Raw genomic sequence first — 16,579 nt, 5'->3', positions numbered from 1 at the left:
GCCGCTCAGACCTTTTCGAGCACCAGGGCGATGCCCTGGCCGACGCCGATGCACATCGTGCACAGCGCGCGCTTGCCGCCACTGGCGTACAGCTGGTTGATCGCTGTCGTCACCAGCCGTGCGCCCGAAGCGCCGAGCGGGTGGCCGAGCGCGATCGCGCCGCCGTTCGGGTTCACGCGCGGGTCGTCGTCGGTGATGTCGAGCTGGCGCAGCACCGCCAGCCCTTGCGCGGCGAAGGCCTCGTTCAGCTCGATCACGTCGATCTGCGACAGCGACAGCCCGGCCAATGCCAGCACCTTGCGCGTGGCCGGCGCCGGGCCGATGCCCATGATGCGCGGCGGCACGCCGGCGGTGGCCATCGCGACCACGCGGGCGCGCGGCGCCAGCCCGTGGCGCGCGGCGGCGGCTTCGCCAGCCAGCAGCAAGGCACAGGCACCATCGTTGACGCCCGAGGCGTTGCCGGCGGTCACCGTACCGTCGGGGCGCACCACGCCCTTGAGCTTGGCCAGTGATTCGAGCGAGGTCTCGCGCGGGTGTTCGTCCTTGTTGACGATGACCGGGTCGCCTTTCTTCGGCGTGATCGTCACCGGCGTGATCTCGGCGTCGAAGAAGCCGCGCACCTGTGCCGCCACGGCCTTGCGCTGCGAGGCCAGCGCCATCTTGTCCTGGTCCTGGCGCGAGATGCCGAAGTCGGCGGCCACGTTTTCGGCCGTCTCGGGCATCGAGTCGATGCCGAACTGCGCCTTCATCTTCGGGTTCACGAAACGCCAGCCGATCGTGGTGTCGTAGACCGCGTTCTCGCGCGCAAAAGCCGTGGCCGCCTTCGGCATCACGAAGGGGGCCCGGCTCATGCTTTCGACGCCGCCGGCGATCATCAGCTCGGCCTCGCCGGCGCGGATCGCCCGGGCGGCTGAGCCGACCGCGTCCAGCCCCGAGCCGCACAGCCGGTTGATCGTGCTGCCGGCCACTTCGACCGGCAGTCCGGCCAGCAGGGCGGCCATGCGGGCGACGTTGCGGTTGTCTTCGCCGGCCTGGTTGGCGCAGCCATAGAGCACGTCGTCGACGGCGGCCCAGTCCAGATTCGGGTGGCGGGCCATCAATGCGCGGATCGGCACCGCGCCGAGGTCGTCGGCGCGCACCGCCGACAAGGCGCCGCCGTAGCGGCCGAAAGGAGTGCGGATCGCGTCGCAAATGTAGGCGTGGGTCATGGTGTGGGCGGCGAAAGGGCCGCTGTGACAAATGGGACAAAAGGCTCGAAAACGTCGGCGCGATGCTAGCGCGTGCCATGCAAGCAGATGCGAGTGGCCTCTCGCCCATACCGCTCAAGTTGGACGGATGCGGTGCCGATGTTGTGGCTGAGTGCCCTTGGAAACCGGGGGCGCCGGCGTTCCGCGAGAACACACAGCACCGGCAACACCGCCAGGAATTCAGGGACTTTGCGACATGACCAGCACCGTTGAACCGCAGGACTTGCGCGTCGGCATGTTCATCCACCTCGATGGCGGGTGGATGTCGCACCCTTTCCCGCTGTCGAGCTTCAAGATCAGCAGCGCCGAGCAGATCGACACGATACGCTCGCTCGGCCTGAAGAGGCTGCGCTGGAGCCCCGAGCGCAGCGACTCGCCGGCCGAGACCACCGCCGCCAACGCGGCAGGCGCCGCCGACGCCCCGACAACGGGCCAGGCGCCAGCAACGGCCGAACCGATCGTGATGATCACGCCGGCCGAAGATCCGGCAACCCGCGCCCGCCGCCAGGCTGAAGCGCGTGCCGAGGCTGAAGCCGCCGCGCTGCGCGTGTGCGAACGCCAGTACCAGGAAGCTTGCCGCGACCTGCGCCGTGTCAACGATGCGCTGGCCGGCGAACCCGAGCGTGCGCGTGAAGGCGCCCAGGCGCTGACCCGGGCCCTGCTCGACAAGATGCTCATCGACGCCGAGCTGTGCGTGCGCGTGCTCGGCGAACCGACCGGTGATCGCCACTCGGCCCATGCGATCAACGTGACGGTCGTCTCGCTGCTGCTGGCGCGGGCGCTGAAGCTGGCCGGGCCCGAGATGGCCGACCTGGGCACCGGCGCCCTGCTGCACGACATGGGCAAACTCGCATTGCCCGACCGCATGCGGCTGCCGCACGACGATTTCACCGCCGCCGAAACTTCGCTGTACCGCGACCATGTCGGGCACGGCATCAGCCAGGGGCGCCGCATGAGCCTGCCACCCGGTGCGCTGCTGGTGGTGGCCCAGCACCATGAGCTGGCCGACGGTACCGGATTCCCGAAGGGCGTGACGGGCGAGCGCATGTCGGTTGGCGCCCGCATCGTCTCCCTCGTCAACTACTACGACAACCTGTGCAACGCGGCCACGCCGTCGAAATCGCTGACGCCGCACGAGGCCCTGTCGCGCATGTTCGCGCAGTCGCGCAACAAGTTCGACGCGACGATCCTGAACGGCTTCATCCACATGATGGGCATCTACCCGCCCGGCTCGCTGGTGCAGCTGTCGGACGACCGCTACGCGATGGTCACCTCGGTCAACTCGGCCCGGCCGCTGAAGCCGCAGGTGCGGGTGCACGACACGGCGCGCTCGCATGGCCTGCACCTGAACCTGGAAGACTGCCCGGACCTCGGCATTCGCCGCAGCCTGCGGCCCAGCCAGCTGCCGGCGCGCGCCGCCGAGGTGCTGGCCCCGCGGCAGCGCGTCGCCTACTTTTTCGATGTGTCGGCCACGCCGACCGTCGAAGAGCAGCTGTGATGAGCGGCGCCGATGCCGGCATCGCCTGGCTGACCGGCCAGGCGAGCGCCCGAGCCCAGTTGATCGACAGCCTGGACGACCCGGCCTGGCTGGTCGACGCGGTCGATGCCTGTGTGCTGCACGCCAACCAGGCGGCTGCCGCCTGGTTCGGGCTCGAGCCGGCCGCGATGGTCGGCCGCCGCGCCGACACCTTGCTGCCGACGCTCGAAGACGTCGCCTTCTGGTCCGACGTGCGCGGTGGTGCGCCTGGCGCACTGGACAGCGAAACCGAGTTGACCCGCCCGGACGGCCGCGCTGCCTGGGTGCACCGCCGCGTCGTGCCGATCGGTACCTTGGGCGCCGGCCGCAGGGGCGTCGGCGGCTACCTCGTGCTGCTGCGCGACCGCAGCGGCGAGTACCGCGCCGAGCGCGACCGGGATTCGCTGCTGGCCGAGCTGCGCGCGACGCTCGAAGCCACCGCCGACGGCATCCTGGTGACCGACCTGCACGGTCGCATCCAGGCCTTCAACCGCCGCTTCGCGACGCTGTGGGCGCTGCCTGAATCGGCGCTGGTCGAGCGCGACGACGAGGCGATCCACCGTTGGATGAGCGGCCAGACCGTGGCCCCGGCGGCGTACCAGGCGCGCCTGGCGGAAATCGAGGCACACGCGCTGCTGTCGGCCGTCGACACCGTGCACCTGCTCGATGGGGCACAGCTCGAGCGCCATATCCAGCCGCAGTGGAGCCGGGGCCGGCCGATCGGCCGTGTCTACTCCTTCCGTGAACTGAACCCGCATCGCCGCGGCGCGCCGCGGGTGCTGCGCGGTGGCCTGCGCGATGAACTGAGCCATTGGCCGGAGCGCAACGGCTTCGTCGCGCAGGTCGACGATGCGGTCGGCACCGCGCGTCGCGACGGCACGCCGATGGCGCTGCTGTGCATCGAGTTCGATCGCGACCGTTTGTTCGCCCTCGAGGGCGACGCCCAGGCCCGCGCGATGAGCGACATCGTCGAAGGGCTGCGGGCCCATGTGCCGGTGCAACACCCGATGGGCCGCCTTGGCGGCGCGCGCTTCGGCGTGCTGCTGCGCCAATGCGGCGAAGCCTCGGCCGAGGCGCTGGCGCGCCGGCTCGTCGATCAGGGCCGGGCTGCGACCGGCGGCGGGCTGCTGGCCACCGCCGGGCTGATGGTGTCGATCGGCGTCGCCGCCTACCCGCAGGCCGGGCTGAGCGCCGAGGATCTGCTCGAACACGCCGAGAAGGCGCTCGAATGGGCTCGCCACGCCGGCGGGTCGGCCTGGCGTGTGCATGCCTTCGACGCGACCGACGACGGCCCGCGCCTGGCACGCCTGCAGCGCGCGTTGCGCGAAGGCGGCGCTGGCCAATCGCTGCGCCTGCGCTACCTGCCGCGCGTCGACATGGCCAGCGGTCGCGTCCAGTCGATCGAGGCGCTGCTGCGCTGGCATGACGGTGAACATGGCCTGTTGCCGCCGGCGCAGTTCCTGCCGCTGGCCGCCCGTGCCGGCCTGGCCGGTCCGTTGGACGACTGGGCTCTCGAACACGCGTTGCACCAGGCCGCCCGCTGGCGTGCGGCCGGCTTTGTCTGGCGTGTCACGCTGAATCTCAGTTCCTGGCAATGCCAGCAGCCGGGCCTGGCGCGCCGCGTCGCCGCGGCGCTGCAAGTGGCCGATTGGCCGGCTGAGTTGCTGGAGCTCGACGTGCACGAAGCGGCGCTGCAGGCCGACCCCGAGCTGGTCCGCTCGCAGCTGAAGGCCTTGCGCGAACTGGGTGTCCAGCTGGTGCTCGACGACTTCGGCAGCGGCGATGCGGGCCTGAACCTGCTGCGCCGTTTCCCGCTCGATGCGGTCAAGCTCGACCGCGAGCTGGTGCACGGCCTGGCCAAGGGGGCGACGCCCGAGGCCGGCCTGGCGCTGGCCCTGGCCGGCGCTGCGCGCGCCTGCGGCCTGGCGGTCTATGCCGAAGGCGTCGAGACCGAGACCCACCGCCAGTCGCTGCTGACATTGGGCGTCACCGGCTGGCAGGGTTTCCTGTGCACCCGGCCGCTCGACGCGGCCAGCGTGCTGGCCCGGCTGGCCCACGAAAAGAAGGCCTCGGGCGGCCTGGCGCGCGCCAGGCCCTGAACCGGCTTCGCGCGCGCTTGACCGCGTTGCCTTTGCTGCCTCGCGGCCCGTGCGATGATCGGCGGGCCATGATCTACAAGTTCAAAAGCAAAGCCGGGGGCGACGTCATCATGCTCGGCCCGACAGGCGAGCGTGTCCTCGGCCTGATCGGCAAGGACGTCACGCCCAAGGGCATCATCGAACCGGCCCAGATGCCGGCCGCCATCCAGGCCCTGGCCGATGCGGTGGCCGCCGACGACGCGGCGCGTGCCGCGGCCGGCGATGACAAGCCCGACGACGCTGCCGCCGGCAGCCGCGATGCGATTTCGCTGCGCCAGCGCGCCTGGCCCCTGGTCGAGCTGATGAAGCGTGCCCTGGCCGCCGACGAGCCGGTGACCTGGGGCGTCTAGTGTCCTGGCTCAGCAATACGTGGCCAGATGGCGTGCCCGCGCGCCCGGCCATCAGGGCAGATACGCTGGGTATCTGCCCAGCCATCCGGACGCACCGTCATCACCATCTGGTCGAATCTCGATGACACGTATTGCTGAGACAGGACACTCGTGGATGACGTGACGCGAATTCTCGCCGTGCGCCACGGCGAGACGGCCTGGAACGTCGACTCGCGGCTGCAAGGCCAGACCGACATCTCGCTCAACGCCGTCGGGCAGGAGCAGGCCCGTCGCTTGGCCGAAGCGCTGGCCGGCGAAGACCTCGACGCGATCGTCTGCAGCGACCTCGTGCGTGCCCGCGACACCGCGCAGGCGGTGGCCGACCGCACCGGCTTGGCCCTGAACACCGATGCCGGCCTGCGCGAGCGCCACTTCGGCATCTTCCAGGGCCATACCTACGCCGAGGTCGAGCGGCTGTGGCCGGAAGAAAGCGCGCGCTGGCGCCGTCGCGAGCCCGATTTCGGCGCCGAAGGCGGTGAGACGCTGCAAGGCTTCTACGACCGCTGTGTCGCGACCGCCAGCCGCCTGGCCGAGGCCCACCCGGGCCGCACGCTGCTGCTGGTGACGCACGGCGGTGTGCTCGACTGCCTGTACCGCGCCGCGTCGCGCGTCGAGCTGAACGCGCCGCGCACCTGGGAGCTGGCCAACACCGGTGTCAACCGGCTGCTCTACACGCCGCAAGGATTCACGCTGGTCGGCTGGGGCGACACCCAGCACCTGAACGACGACGCGGCGCTCGACGAGCTGTGACGGCAGGCCCCCGCGGGATCAAGAAACTCGGGGGCGGCCCTTCGTTTCTTGAGCGCTCACCGGCCTGCCGGTAAGGGGCGCGCCAGCTCCGCCTCGATGCGCGCTTGCACCGCGGCTTCGTCGCCCTCGCCAAAGTGGCGATAGACGATGCGACCCTCGCGGTCGATCAGGTACAGCGCCGGCCAATAGCGGTTGCGAAACGCCGTCCAGGTCGCGTAGCGGTTGTCCTGTGCGACCGGGTAGGCGATATGGTGGCGCGCGACCGCATCGCGCAAGTTGGCCAGCGGCCGCTCGAACGCGAACTCCGGCGTGTGCACCCCGACGATCACCAGCCCCTGCGATGCGTAGCGTTCATGCCAACGCTTGAGGGCCGGCAGCGTGCGCACGCAGTTGATGCAGCCGTAGGTCCAGAAGTCGACCAGTACCACCTGGCCGCGCAGCCCCTGCACCGTCAACGGCGGGCTGTTGAGCCAGGCGTCGATGCCGCTGAACTCGGGCGCCAGGTCGCCGGCCGCGACGGGCGCGTCGGCAGCATGGGCTTCCGCCGCCGGCCAGGCCGAGGTGAGGGCCGCAGTCAGGCGCACGTCCCAGTGCGTCAGCATCGCCACCGCAGTGACCATGACCAGCGCACCAAAGCCTCGGCGGATGCGCCCTGCATGACGGGCCAGCGCGCGGACCCGCGTCGTCGTGGCCTGGCCGCCGTAGGCGATGGCCAGCATCGGCAGGCCCGCGCCGAGGGCAAATGCGGCCAGCCGCGGTGCGGCCTCGCCGGTCTGGGCCCCCGCCACCAGCGCCAGGATCGCGGCCAACACCGGGCCGGCACAAGGGGCCCACAGCAGCCCCAGCGTGGCGCCCAGCAGCAGACCACCCAGCGGGCCGGTGCCGGCGCGCTGAGCCAGGCGCTGCGCCGGGCCGGCCAGCGCGCCGAGCGGCGTCATCACCCGGTCGGCCAGCACCGGCCAGGCCATCAACACGCCGGCCATCAGCAGGCCGACGGCGGCAAGCTGGCGCAACGTGTTCGCATCGAGCCCCAACGCGTCCGTCGAGGCGCCGAACAGCAGCACGGCGCCGACGAAGCAGGCGACGAAACCGCCGACGACGAACAAGGGCCGGCGCCTGTCGGCCTGGCCGGCCGAGGCGCCGATCACGATCGGCAGCATCGGCAGGATGCAGGGGCTGGCGACGGTGGCAATACCGGCGCCGAGCGCCAGGACGAGCTCTTTCATGGCGCGGCGACCGTCAGGCGCTGCCAGACCTGGGTCTTGCCGAACAGCGGCAACCCGACGTAGGCCCTCAGCTGCAGGTTGCCGGCCTCGTCCAGCGTCATGCGGCAGTCGTAGGTCTTGCCGTTCTCGCGGTTGTAGATCCGGCCCTGCCAGGTGCCGGCGTTGTCGCCGTCGGGCTTGAAGTCGAGCAGGATCTTCATGCCCAGCGCGGGGCGGTCGTCGGCCGCCTGCATCGCCTCGCCAGGCCGGCTCATCGAATGGTTGGCGATCACCTTGCTGACGATGCCGCACAGCGCCTCGCCGCAAGGGGCGACCTCGACCTCGAGGTTGCCGCTGGCCGTCAGGTAGTGGCCGCGGGGGTCGGCAGGGCCGGCGAAGACGCCGGGAAGCGCCAGCGCAAGGGCGGCCAGCGTGAAGATCGAACGACGCATCTCATCTCCTGTCGGTGGGGAAGGCGCCATTGCAGCGGCTGCGCGTATCACCGGCTTGTCCGGCCGGGCCGTTTTTGTCGCGACCCGGTATCACGCGCCGCCGCAGACAAACTGCGATACAAACCAGCGCCAGCCCGCCGGCACCATCCGTCCACCGTGACCACGAGCCCATCCGACCGCCCCGACCACCTGCTGCTCGTCGACGACGATCGGCAGCTGCTCGGCCTGCTGCGCGACTACTTCGAGCAGGCCGGCTACCGCGTCAGCACCGCGGCCCTTGCGCGTGAAGCCCGCCAATGCCTGGCCGGGCCGGCCGGGTCGTCGATCGACCTGATGGTGCTGGACGTGATGCTGCCGGGCGAAGACGGCCTCGCGCTGTGCCGCGAGCTTCGCAGTCGCGGCGCGGTGCAACTGCCGATCGTGATGCTGACCGCCCGCAGCGACGAGGCGGACCGCGTGCTGGGCCTCGAGATGGGCGCGGACGACTACCTCGCCAAGCCGTTCGCGACGCGCGAGCTGCTGGCCCGTGTGCGCTCGGTGCTGCGACGCACCCGGGCACTGCCGCCAGCGCTGCGGGGTGCCGTGTCGGCACGGCGTTATGTCTTCGACGGCTGGCAGCTCGACACGGTGGCGCGTCAGCTCACCGACGCTGCCGGCACGCTGGTCTCATTGACCGGCGGCGAGTACCGGCTGCTGCGTGTGCTGCTGGAGCACCCGCACCGCGTGCTGTCGCGTGACCAGCTGCTGAACCTGACGCAAGGGCGGGAGGCCGATCCGTTCGACCGCTCGATCGACCTGCTGGTCAGCCGCTTGCGCCAGCGCCTGCGCGACACGCCGCCCGAGCCGCGGCTGATCAAGACGGTGCGCAGCGAGGGTTACGTGTTCTGCGCCGACGTGCAAGCCTTCGGGGGCGAGGGCTGATGCGCGCCTGGTGGTCCTGGTGGTCTTCGCTGGCGGGGCGGATCGCCGCGCTGCTGGTTGCCGGGCTCGCGCTGGCCTACGGCCTGTCGTGGTGGTCGGCGATGCGCGAGCGTGCGGCGATGACCGACGCGATGATGCTGGCCTACGTCAGCCGTGATGTCGGCGCGTCGCTCGCGGTGCTCGACCGCCTGCCCGCCGCCGAGCGGGCCGAGTGGCTGGAGCGCCTGTCGCGGCCGAACTACCGCTTCCGCCTTGAAGCACCACCGGCCCCGGGCGCCGAGGCCGGCTCGCCCGATGCGCTGGCGACGGCGCTGGCGGCGCAGCTGGGCCCGTCCCGCGTCCAGACCGTCAGCCCGGCGCCGGAAGGGGCGGGCAGCACGCTTTTTGCGCTGCGCCTGGCCGATGGCACGCCGCTGACGCTGTGGCTGCAGCCACCGGTGCGTGGGCTGCGCGTCGAGGCGTTGCTGACAGGCCTGTTGCAACTGCTGGTGCTGGGGCTTGCCGTGGCAGCGGCCGTGCACGTGGCGACGCGGCCGCTGGCGCGGCTGGCTGACGCGGCGACCCGCCTTGGCGACGACCCCGCCGCCCCGCCGGTGGACGAAGCCGGGCCGAGCGAAGTGCGCCACGCGGCGAGCGCGCTGAACCGGATGCGGCAGCGCATCGCTGACCAGATGGGCGAGCGGCTGCAGATCCTCGCCGCGGTGTCGCACGACCTGCGAACGCCGCTGACGCGCATGCGCGTGCGCTGCGAACTGCTGCCCGACGGGGTCTTGCGCGACAAGCTGCAGGCCGACTTGGGCGAGATGCAGCACCTGGTCGAAGAAGGCCTCGCGCTCGCGGCGACCGTGCACGCCGTGCAGGAGCCGGCGCAGGCGGTGGACCTGGGCGCGCTGCTCGACACGCTGGTGTGCGACTTTGCCGATGCCGGGCGCGCGGTGCGCTGGACGGCTGGCGCGCCACCTGCCGATGCGCCGGTGCTGGTGACCCGGCCGCAGGCGCTGCGCCGGGTGATCACCAACCTGCTCGACAACGCGCTGAAGTTCGCCGGTGCGGCCGAGCTGGCGCTTGAGGTGGCCGACGGCGCCATCACCATCACCGTGCTGGACCGTGGCCCCGGCATCGCGCCCGAGCGCCTGGCCGAGGCGCTGCGGCCCTTTGCCCGGCTCGAATCCTCGCGCAACCGCGAGCACGGCGGTACCGGGCTCGGGCTGGCGATCGCGCAGCGGCTGGCCGATGCGCTGGGCGCGACGCTGCGGCTGGCGCCGCGCGAAGGCGGCGGCCTGTGCGCCGGGCTGAGCCTGCCCCTCGCGGCAGGCCGCTGACGTGACATCCTGGACCGGGCTTTCCCCAGGTCGGCCGCGCCGGCAGACCGGCTTTGCCGCATGATCGGCGGATCATGCAGTCCGCCCAGGTCATTGTGTTGGCGACGCCGGTCTTCCTCGGCCTGATCGCGATCGAGTTCGTCGTCGGCTGGCGCCGTGGCCGCAACACCTACCGGCTGGCCGATGCGATCAACAGCATCGGGCTGGGCATGATGAGCCAGGTCACCGGGTTGTTCACGAAACTCGCGGTGATCGGCGTCTACGCCTGGGTCTACCAGCACGCGGCGCTGGTGCAACTGCCGGCCGACGCCTGGTGGGTCTGGGTGCTGGGGCTGCTGGCCTACGATTTCTGCTACTACTGGCTGCACCGCTTCGGCCACACGATGGCCTTGTTCTGGGCTGCGCACTCGGTGCACCACCAGAGCGAGGACTACAACCTGTCGACCGCACTGCGCCAGACCAGCAGCGGCTGGATCGCCGGCTGGCTGTTCTACCTGCCGATGGCGCTGCTGGGCTTTCCGCCGCTGGTGTTCGGCGTCGTCGCGCTGATCGACCTGCTGTACCAGTACTGGGTCCACACCCAGCAGATCGGCAAGCTGGGCTGGTTCGACCGGTGGTTCTGCTCACCCAGCAACCACCGCGTGCACCACGCCGTCAACGGGAAGTATCTGGACAAGAACTACGGCGGCATCCTGATCGTCTGGGACCGGCTGTTCGGCAGCTTCGTCGAGGAAGATGACGCCGAGCCCTGCGTCTACGGCACGATCAAGCCGCTGCGCAGCTGGAACCCGCTGTGGGCCAACCTGAGCTTCTATGCCGAGCTGGCACGCGACAGCTGGCACACGAGGTCGTGGGCCGACAAGGTCAGGCGCTGGTTCGCGTCACCCGGTTGGCGGCCGGCTGATGTGGCGGCCATGTTCCCCGGCGAGCCGTTCGACCTGCAGCGCCGGCCCTACGAGCTGCCGTTGACGCCGGCGCGCCAGGCCGCTGCGCTGGCGCTGTTCCTGGCCGCGATGGTCGGCACGCTGGTGCTGCTGTGGTTCGCGCACACGCTGGGGGTGTGGCAGCTGCTGGCCGGCGCGTTGGCGGTGGTCACGCTGCTGTGGGCGGCCGGCCAGGTCTGCACGCCGGCCCACCCGGCCGCCGGTGGTGCGCCAGCCGGCTGGGCCGGCCCCGAAACCCAAGCCTGAACCCACGTCGCGGCGCGCGACGGCAGCACTTTCGCGCGGCGGGCGATGTATCTGGCTGGCCATGCTCGCCTCTGTGGTGAACCGGAGCGAAACGACGCCTCGGTCTCTTCAACCACAGACCCGGAGAAAAGCCCATGTCCAAGACCTTCACCCGCACGCTGGCCCTGCTGGGCGCGCTGTCCACCCTGAGCCTGGCGGCGTTCGACGCCAGTGCGGTGGAGTTGCGCGTCAAATGCGAAACCCGTTCCGACCGCTCCCGCGGTTCGGTCGACGGCAGGAACCTCGCGGCGGGCAGCTACTCGGCGGTGTTCAGCTCGGGGGGCAACCGTGCACAAAGCCCGCTGGAGCACACCGTCGGCGATGAGGTCGAGTTCGACTTCGACAGCAACAAGCGCGACATCAGGCAGGGCGCGACGCCGATCGCCAAGAACTTCATCGTCAACGACCAGGCCACCGGGGCGCTGTACAACCAGGCCGGCCACCTGGTCGCGAGCAAGACGGTGATCTGCCGCCGGCAGTGATTCGGCGAAGCCCTTGCTCCAGAAGTTCAGGCGACCCGCGGGCCGCCTTTTTTGACGCCGCCCGGCGGGGTCAGTTGCAGAGATCGCGCGACGCCTTGTTGCGCAGCGCGGCGTGGGCGTTGATCTGCACGATGTTGGTGGCACCGCACAGCCGGGCGCCGGAGTTCTCGATTCGTTTCGTCACGTCGACGGGCTTGAGCTGGGGCACATGGGCCCGTACCAGCGCAGCCACGCCGGCGGCGATCGGTGCGGCCATCGAGGTGCCGCTCCAGGTGCCATAGCGACCGCCCGGCACGGTGCTGGTGATGAAGTCGCCGGGGGCGGCCACGTCGACCCAGGAGCCGCGGTTGCTGAAGCCGGCCATGCGCTGGTTTTCGGCACTCGCACCGACAGGCAGCAGCCCGTACACGCCTTCGGCCGCCGGGTACTCCTTCGCCTGTTCGTTGCCCTCGTTGCCGGCAGCGGCGGTGATGACCGCACCGCCGTGGGCTGTGCAGCGCGCCTTGTCGGCGTCATAGCCGGGGTCGGTGTAGTCGGTGTCGGGCTTGGCGCCCGGCTTCGGGATCGCGCAGGCCGACAAGGTCATCAGGGCGTCGACGATGCGGGTGCGGTCGAGCGTGCCCAGGCTCATGTTGACGACATGGGCGCCGTCGTCGGTGGCCGGGTTGCCGTCGGGGTCGATGGCCCAGGCCAATGCATCGGCCAGCATCCAGACGTTGCCGCGGCCCTCGGCATCGAGCACTCGCACCGGCATGATCTTCGCGGCCGGCGCCGCCAGAGCGACCAGCCCGGCGACGTGCGTGCCATGGCCGAAGCCGGCGTTCGAGCGGTCTCCGACCTCCGACGGGTCGTTGTCACCGTCGACGAAATCGCGCCCCGGCAGCAGCCTGCCGGCCAGGGCTGGGTGGGCCAGGTCGACGCCGGTGTCCAGCACCGCAACGCGCACGCCCGCACCCTGCGTGATCTGCTGCGCCTCGGCCAGGTGGATCGCCTCGGGCGCCCACTGCTCGCGGTACTCGACTTCGCTGCCGATCGCCCAGACCGCGTTCTTGCGTGCTTCGGGCGCCCGCGGCTGCACATTGGCCTCGGCCGCGATCACTTCCGGCTCCAACGCCAGTGCCTTGACCTTGGCGACGACGCTGTCGCCGGCCATCAGGCCGAGGCGGTAGAGCGGCCGTGCACCCGATTGCGCCACGACCGTCAGCCGGTGCCTGGCCAGCAGCGGGCCCAGGCCGGCGGTGCTGTGCAGGCGTACCAGCACCTCGGCGTCGAGGTAGGGATCCTTCGGCCCCTTGGCCGACGCAGCGGGCGCCAACGTGGCGAGGGCGAGCGACAGGCTCCACGCGAGGCAGGACGGGGCGGCGATCGACGGACGCTGAGACTTCATGGAAACACCTTCGCGGCAGGGTGGCGACGCGCAACAGAGCGCGCTGCGGCCTGGCAGATACATCGGGGGCGCGTGAGATCAAGCGTAACGCGCCGGCCTGTCGCGGCGCTGTCAGCCCCCGCCGTAGAGGGCGAAAGCCGCCCAGTGGAAGGGATGCGGGTGCTGCTCGCGCAATGTCAGCTGCGCCTGGCGCAGCGCTGCGGCCGGGACCAAACCCTGGGCCAGCGCGCGGTAGAAGCCGGCCATGAAGCGGGCGGTGACGCGGTCGTCGACCGGCCACAGGCTGGCGATCACCTGCGCCGCGCCGGCCAGCAGGAAGGACCGCACCAGGCCGACCCACTCGTCGCCGCGTGACGCGCTGGCGCCCGGCTCGCGGCCGGCCGTTTCACAGGCGCTGAGCACCACCACCCGAGCGTGCAGCCGCAGCGTTTCGACCTGCTCGGCGGTCAGCGCGCCATCGTGCAGGTGAAGCGCCGAAAAGCCCGGGCTGTCGGCGCGGAACTGCGCATGGCAGGCCAGGTGCAGCAGGTCGGCGTTGGCCGCTCGGCTGCGCATGAAATCGACCGTGGCGTCTCCGTCGAGGCGCAACTCGGTGGCGGCGTCGGCCGCCGCAAAGGCTGCGACCACGGCGCGTGCCTCGTCGCCGGCGTGTGGCAGCCGCACCGATTCGCCGACCACCAGCACGCGGCGCGGTGACCGATTTTCTTGCCCGGCAGCGTGCCGCAAGGCAGCGCTCGCGCTGGGCAGCCAGACCAACTGGTGGCGTTCGGCCAGCGTTCGCTGGCCATCGGTCAGCGCGGCGAACGGTATGCTGCCCAGAGGCGCCGGTGCGACCAGCAGCACGCGGCGCGCATCGCCGACGCTGGCGGCGAGCGGCGCCCAGACCAGCGCGTGCAGCTGTTGCAGGCGGATGCCGCAGCGCGTCGTCAGCGCCGTCAGGTGGGCTTCCATCGGCGTCGCACCGTGGCCCAAGGCGTCGAGCTGGAACTGTGCCGCCTGCAGCGCCTGCATCAGCAGGGCCGAGCCGGCCAGCTGGCGCTGCACCGTGATGCCGTCGCGCTTCAACACACAGGCCAGCCACTCGTCGTCGAGCCGGGCGTACTCGATTAGCACCTCGTCGTCGGCCAGGGCGGCACACACCGCGTCCACATCCAGCGGGTGGCCCGCGGCCGCCTGGGCGGGCGCGACAACACCTGCCAGACGCTGGCGGCGCACGTGCTCGAGCAGGCGCTGTTCACTCTCGCGCAGTTCGTCGACCAGCGTGACCGATGGCGTGTCGTCGTCGTCTTCCAGCCCCTGCACGCGCCGCGACAACCAGCTGACGCGGGCCCGCAGCGCCTGGGCTGATTCGTCGACGGCCGCTGCGTCGCCAACGCCGCCTGCCAGCCGCTCGCTCAGCGTGCGCGCGCGCGCCCGGTCGGCAGCACGCAGCACTGCGGCCGCTGTCGCAGGCGTGGCCGCTCGCGCGTGGTCTTGCAGCGCATAGCGCAGCAACTCGCGGTACGGGCGCAGGTGGTCGGCGAGGAACACTCGACGCACCTCGTCGCCTGGAAGGGCCAGGCGCAGCTCTTCGAACAGGGCCACGGCCGATTCGAAGCCGATGCGGGCGGCGTCGTCGTGGCCCAGGGCCTGCTCGGCCGAGGCCAGGCCGACGAGGCTGCGCACCTCGGCCGACAGCCGGCTGCTGGCGCGGGCCTGGGCGAGGGTGGCGCCGAAGGCCGCGCGCGCCTGCGCTGCGTGGCCCGCCACTGCCAACGCCTGCGCCCGCACCAGCGCTGCGCGGACGGCACCGTCGTCCGAGCCCGCCGACGCATGCGCAGCGACGGCCAAGTCGGCCCAGCGAAGGCTGTCCACGGGATCTTGCTGCGCCACGGCCAATTCGGCGCGGGCCAGCGCCACCGCGGCCAGGCCGGCCTGGTTGTCTTGCGCTTCGAACAGCGCGAGCGCGGCGTCGAAATGCGCCGCGGCCGCGACCGCGTTCCCGCCCAGGGCCTGGCCGCGGCCCCGTTGCGCCAGCGTCCAAGCCTTGTCATTCGGCATCGCCAGCGCGTCGAACTTCTGCAACGCCTGCGCGAACAGCGCATCGGCCTCGGGCAGCAGGCGCAGCTCGAGGTAGGCGTCGGCCAGCTGCTTTTCAGCGATCGCCAGGTGCTGCGGCATCGCCAGCCGCTCGTAGCCGGCGCGGGCGCGCTCGAAGCCGGCGAGCGCCGCGCCAAATCGGCCGCGCGAGAGATCCAGCAAGGCCGCCGATTCGTCGACCATCGCCTGCAGCACCGGCAGCCCATGCGCGGCGGCGCGGGCGCGGGCGCGGGTGCAGATCCGCTCGGCTTCGTCGAGGTCACCGAGCCCGGTCAATGCATCGGCCAGGCCGATGTCGGCCATCACCGAATGCTCGTGGTCCTCGACCTTGGCGAACAGCCGCGCCGCCTCACGGTAATGACGTGCGGCCTGCGGGTAGTCATCGTGGCGCAGGTGCAGGCTGCCCAGGTTCAGGCTGACCTTGCTGGCGGCTCGCACGTCGCCCTGGGCCACGAAGGCCGCGTGGGTCCGCTCGGCGCAGGCCGCAGCCCCCTCGCGCCGGCCCAGCATCGCCAGCGCCATGATCTTGGGCACCTGGGTCTGGGCGGCCAGGCCCGGCTGGTCGAGTTGGTCGAAGCGGGTGCGCGCGTCGTCGAAGGCCGCCACCGCGTCGGCCATCCGACCCTGCGTGATCAATGCGATGCCGTGGGTCCACGCGGCCAGCGCTGCGATCTCCATTTGCGCAGGGGCCGTCACGGTGGCCGGTATTTGTCGCAGCCCCTGGTTCAGTAATTCGGCCGCCTGTGCGGCGCGGCGGGGTGCGGTGCTCCAGGCGGCGTAGCAAGCGTCTTTCAGCGCCCAGGCCAGCGCCAGGTCGAGCGCCGGTGGGGTGGCCGCACCTTCGTCGAGCAGGCGCTGTGCCCGCTCGGTGGGGGTGACGGGGTCAGCCAGCGCGGCCGTCCTTGGGCAAGTGGCCGACCTCGAACGGCGGCAACACGATCTCATGTCCAGCCAGCAACAGGCTCAGCTGGTAGCGGCCCGGTGCCACGTCGGCCAGGCGGAACTCGCCCAGTGCGTCCAGCGGCGCTTCGTAGACGGTGGCGGGTGGCTGCTCGGATGCCAGCGCGACCGCGCCGTTGTCGTCGGGGCCCAGCACCTGGCCGGTGACCGTGAAGCACTCGCCGGCGGGCGAGATGCGCAGGTCGATGTCGCGGCCCTCGGCACTGAACACCAGTTGGCGCGTGGCCGAGCCGGTGGAGCGCAAGCCGGCCGCCAGCGGTGACTGGGCCCAGCTGTCGAAGCTGAGCACCGCCAGCACCCGTTGACGCAGCGCGTCGACGGCTTGCGCCAGCGACAGGCCGGCCGGCGCGCGCCAGGCCGCCAGCGCCCGGCGCTGCCAATCGGCTGGAGCATCGGGTAGCGCGGCGGCCGCCGGCAGCCGGGCCAGCAGCTCGGCATCGCTCAAGGGGGGCAGCGGGTCGTTCATGGCGTGGGTGTGCAGGGCGGGTGTGCGAGACAGAGG

Annotated in this window: 14 protein-coding genes; 8 read left to right on the top strand and 6 right to left on the bottom strand. The window is 71.4% G+C overall.

The genetic code is table 11. The features are described from left to right. Positions 1-5 precede the first annotated feature (5 nt). Positions 6-1,208, bottom strand: coding sequence for a 3-oxoadipyl-CoA thiolase (pcaF, locus tag VFY73_RS29320; RefSeq protein ID WP_329725135.1), 1,203 nt, complete (start codon positions 1,206-1,208; stop codon positions 6-8). Between the two features lie 235 nt (positions 1,209-1,443). Here pcaF and VFY73_RS29315 point away from each other — a divergent pair, with 235 nt between their 5' ends. The 4 genes from VFY73_RS29315 to VFY73_RS29300 all read left to right on the top strand — a co-directional run bounded on the left by VFY73_RS29315 (position 1,444) and on the right by VFY73_RS29300 (position 6,040). After that, positions 1,444-2,745 carry an HD-GYP domain-containing protein gene (locus VFY73_RS29315; protein ID WP_329725134.1) on the top strand — a complete coding sequence of 434 codons (1,302 nt, stop codon included), beginning with the start codon at positions 1,444-1,446 and terminating at the stop codon, positions 2,743-2,745. Next, positions 2,745-4,862 carry an EAL domain-containing protein gene (locus VFY73_RS29310; protein WP_329725133.1) on the top strand — a complete coding sequence of 706 codons (2,118 nt, stop codon included), beginning with the start codon at positions 2,745-2,747 and terminating at the stop codon, positions 4,860-4,862. The genes VFY73_RS29315 and VFY73_RS29310 overlap by 1 nt, the downstream gene beginning before the upstream one ends. A 68-nt stretch (positions 4,863-4,930) precedes the next feature. Further along, the gene (locus VFY73_RS29305; RefSeq protein ID WP_329725132.1) at positions 4,931-5,251 is read left to right on the top strand and encodes a DUF1840 domain-containing protein; all 321 of its coding nucleotides are present in this window, start codon (positions 4,931-4,933) and stop codon (positions 5,249-5,251) included. 150 nt (positions 5,252-5,401) lie between these two features. After that, positions 5,402-6,040: a histidine phosphatase family protein gene (locus VFY73_RS29300; protein WP_414654561.1), complete on the top strand. Its 639-nt coding sequence runs from the start codon at positions 5,402-5,404 to the stop codon at positions 6,038-6,040. 56 nt (positions 6,041-6,096) lie between these two features. Here the strand turns inward: VFY73_RS29300 and VFY73_RS29295 are convergent, their stop codons facing one another. After that, complete coding sequence (locus VFY73_RS29295; protein ID WP_329725130.1) at positions 6,097-7,266, bottom strand: cytochrome c biogenesis protein DipZ; 1,170 nt, start codon at positions 7,264-7,266, stop codon at positions 6,097-6,099. Then, a complete protein-coding gene (locus tag VFY73_RS29290) occupies positions 7,263-7,697 on the bottom strand; it encodes a DUF2147 domain-containing protein (RefSeq protein ID WP_329725129.1) in 435 nt (144 codons plus the stop codon). Before VFY73_RS29290 ends, VFY73_RS29295 begins: the two co-directional genes overlap by 4 nt. A 156-nt stretch (positions 7,698-7,853) precedes the next feature. On the opposite strand from VFY73_RS29290, the gene VFY73_RS29285 reads away from it, so the two are divergent. The 4 genes from VFY73_RS29285 to VFY73_RS29270 all read left to right on the top strand — a co-directional run bounded on the left by VFY73_RS29285 (position 7,854) and on the right by VFY73_RS29270 (position 11,651). Next, positions 7,854-8,618 carry a response regulator transcription factor gene (locus tag VFY73_RS29285; RefSeq protein ID WP_329725128.1) on the top strand — a complete coding sequence of 255 codons (765 nt, stop codon included), beginning with the start codon at positions 7,854-7,856 and terminating at the stop codon, positions 8,616-8,618. Then, positions 8,618-9,940 (top strand): HAMP domain-containing sensor histidine kinase, encoded by a 1,323-nt coding sequence (locus VFY73_RS29280; RefSeq protein WP_329725127.1) that lies wholly within the window; start codon positions 8,618-8,620, stop codon positions 9,938-9,940. The genes VFY73_RS29285 and VFY73_RS29280 overlap by 1 nt, the downstream gene beginning before the upstream one ends. A 74-nt stretch (positions 9,941-10,014) precedes the next feature. Beyond that, complete coding sequence (locus VFY73_RS29275) at positions 10,015-11,130, top strand: sterol desaturase family protein (protein ID WP_414654560.1); 1,116 nt, start codon at positions 10,015-10,017, stop codon at positions 11,128-11,130. A gap of 134 nt (positions 11,131-11,264) precedes the next feature. Beyond that, the gene (locus VFY73_RS29270) at positions 11,265-11,651 is read left to right on the top strand and encodes a hypothetical protein (protein WP_329725126.1); all 387 of its coding nucleotides are present in this window, start codon (positions 11,265-11,267) and stop codon (positions 11,649-11,651) included. Between the two features lie 70 nt (positions 11,652-11,721). On the opposite strand, the gene VFY73_RS29265 is transcribed toward VFY73_RS29270, so the two are convergent. The 3 genes from VFY73_RS29265 to VFY73_RS29255 all read right to left on the bottom strand — a co-directional run bounded on the left by VFY73_RS29265 (position 11,722) and on the right by VFY73_RS29255 (position 16,543). Next, positions 11,722-13,038 (bottom strand): S8 family peptidase, encoded by a 1,317-nt coding sequence (locus VFY73_RS29265; RefSeq protein ID WP_329725125.1) that lies wholly within the window; start codon positions 13,036-13,038, stop codon positions 11,722-11,724. A gap of 111 nt (positions 13,039-13,149) precedes the next feature. Beyond that, positions 13,150-16,062, bottom strand: a complete 2,913-nt coding sequence (locus VFY73_RS29260) for a CHAT domain-containing protein (protein ID WP_329725124.1) — start codon at positions 16,060-16,062, stop codon at positions 13,150-13,152. After that, entirely contained in the window at positions 16,001-16,543 is a 543-nt protein-coding gene (locus VFY73_RS29255) for a carboxypeptidase-like regulatory domain-containing protein (protein ID WP_329725123.1), read from the bottom strand. The genes VFY73_RS29260 and VFY73_RS29255 overlap by 62 nt, the downstream gene beginning before the upstream one ends. Between the last annotated feature and the right edge of the window lie 36 nt (positions 16,544-16,579).

This window comes from Ideonella sp. (genome assembly GCF_036277275.1).
Taxonomy (GTDB): domain Bacteria; phylum Pseudomonadota; class Gammaproteobacteria; order Burkholderiales; family Burkholderiaceae_C; genus Ideonella.
The sequence above is the reverse complement of the archived record's forward strand: the minus strand, read 5'-3'. Positions and strand labels throughout refer to the sequence as shown.

Bases quoted from the DNA above. Each gene is read 5' to 3' on its own strand.
- pcaF (WP_329725135.1), bottom strand. From the start codon at position 1,208: ATGACCCACGCCTACATTTGCGACGCGATCCGCACTCCTTTCGGCCGC.
- VFY73_RS29315 (WP_329725134.1), top strand. From the start codon at position 1,444: ATGACCAGCACCGTTGAACCGCAGGACTTGCGCGTCGGCATGTTCATC.
- VFY73_RS29310 (WP_329725133.1), top strand. From the start codon at position 2,745: ATGAGCGGCGCCGATGCCGGCATCGCCTGGCTGACCGGCCAGGCGAGC.
- VFY73_RS29305 (WP_329725132.1), top strand. From the start codon at position 4,931: ATGATCTACAAGTTCAAAAGCAAAGCCGGGGGCGACGTCATCATGCTC.
- VFY73_RS29295 (WP_329725130.1), bottom strand. From the start codon at position 7,266: ATGAAAGAGCTCGTCCTGGCGCTCGGCGCCGGTATTGCCACCGTCGCC.
- VFY73_RS29290 (WP_329725129.1), bottom strand. From the start codon at position 7,697: ATGCGTCGTTCGATCTTCACGCTGGCCGCCCTTGCGCTGGCGCTTCCC.
- VFY73_RS29280 (WP_329725127.1), top strand. From the start codon at position 8,618: ATGCGCGCCTGGTGGTCCTGGTGGTCTTCGCTGGCGGGGCGGATCGCC.
- VFY73_RS29275 (WP_414654560.1), top strand. From the start codon at position 10,015: ATGCAGTCCGCCCAGGTCATTGTGTTGGCGACGCCGGTCTTCCTCGGC.
- VFY73_RS29270 (WP_329725126.1), top strand. From the start codon at position 11,265: ATGTCCAAGACCTTCACCCGCACGCTGGCCCTGCTGGGCGCGCTGTCC.
- VFY73_RS29265 (WP_329725125.1), bottom strand. From the start codon at position 13,038: ATGAAGTCTCAGCGTCCGTCGATCGCCGCCCCGTCCTGCCTCGCGTGG.
- VFY73_RS29260 (WP_329725124.1), bottom strand. From the start codon at position 16,062: ATGAGATCGTGTTGCCGCCGTTCGAGGTCGGCCACTTGCCCAAGGACG.
- VFY73_RS29255 (WP_329725123.1), bottom strand. From the start codon at position 16,543: ATGAACGACCCGCTGCCCCCCTTGAGCGATGCCGAGCTGCTGGCCCGG.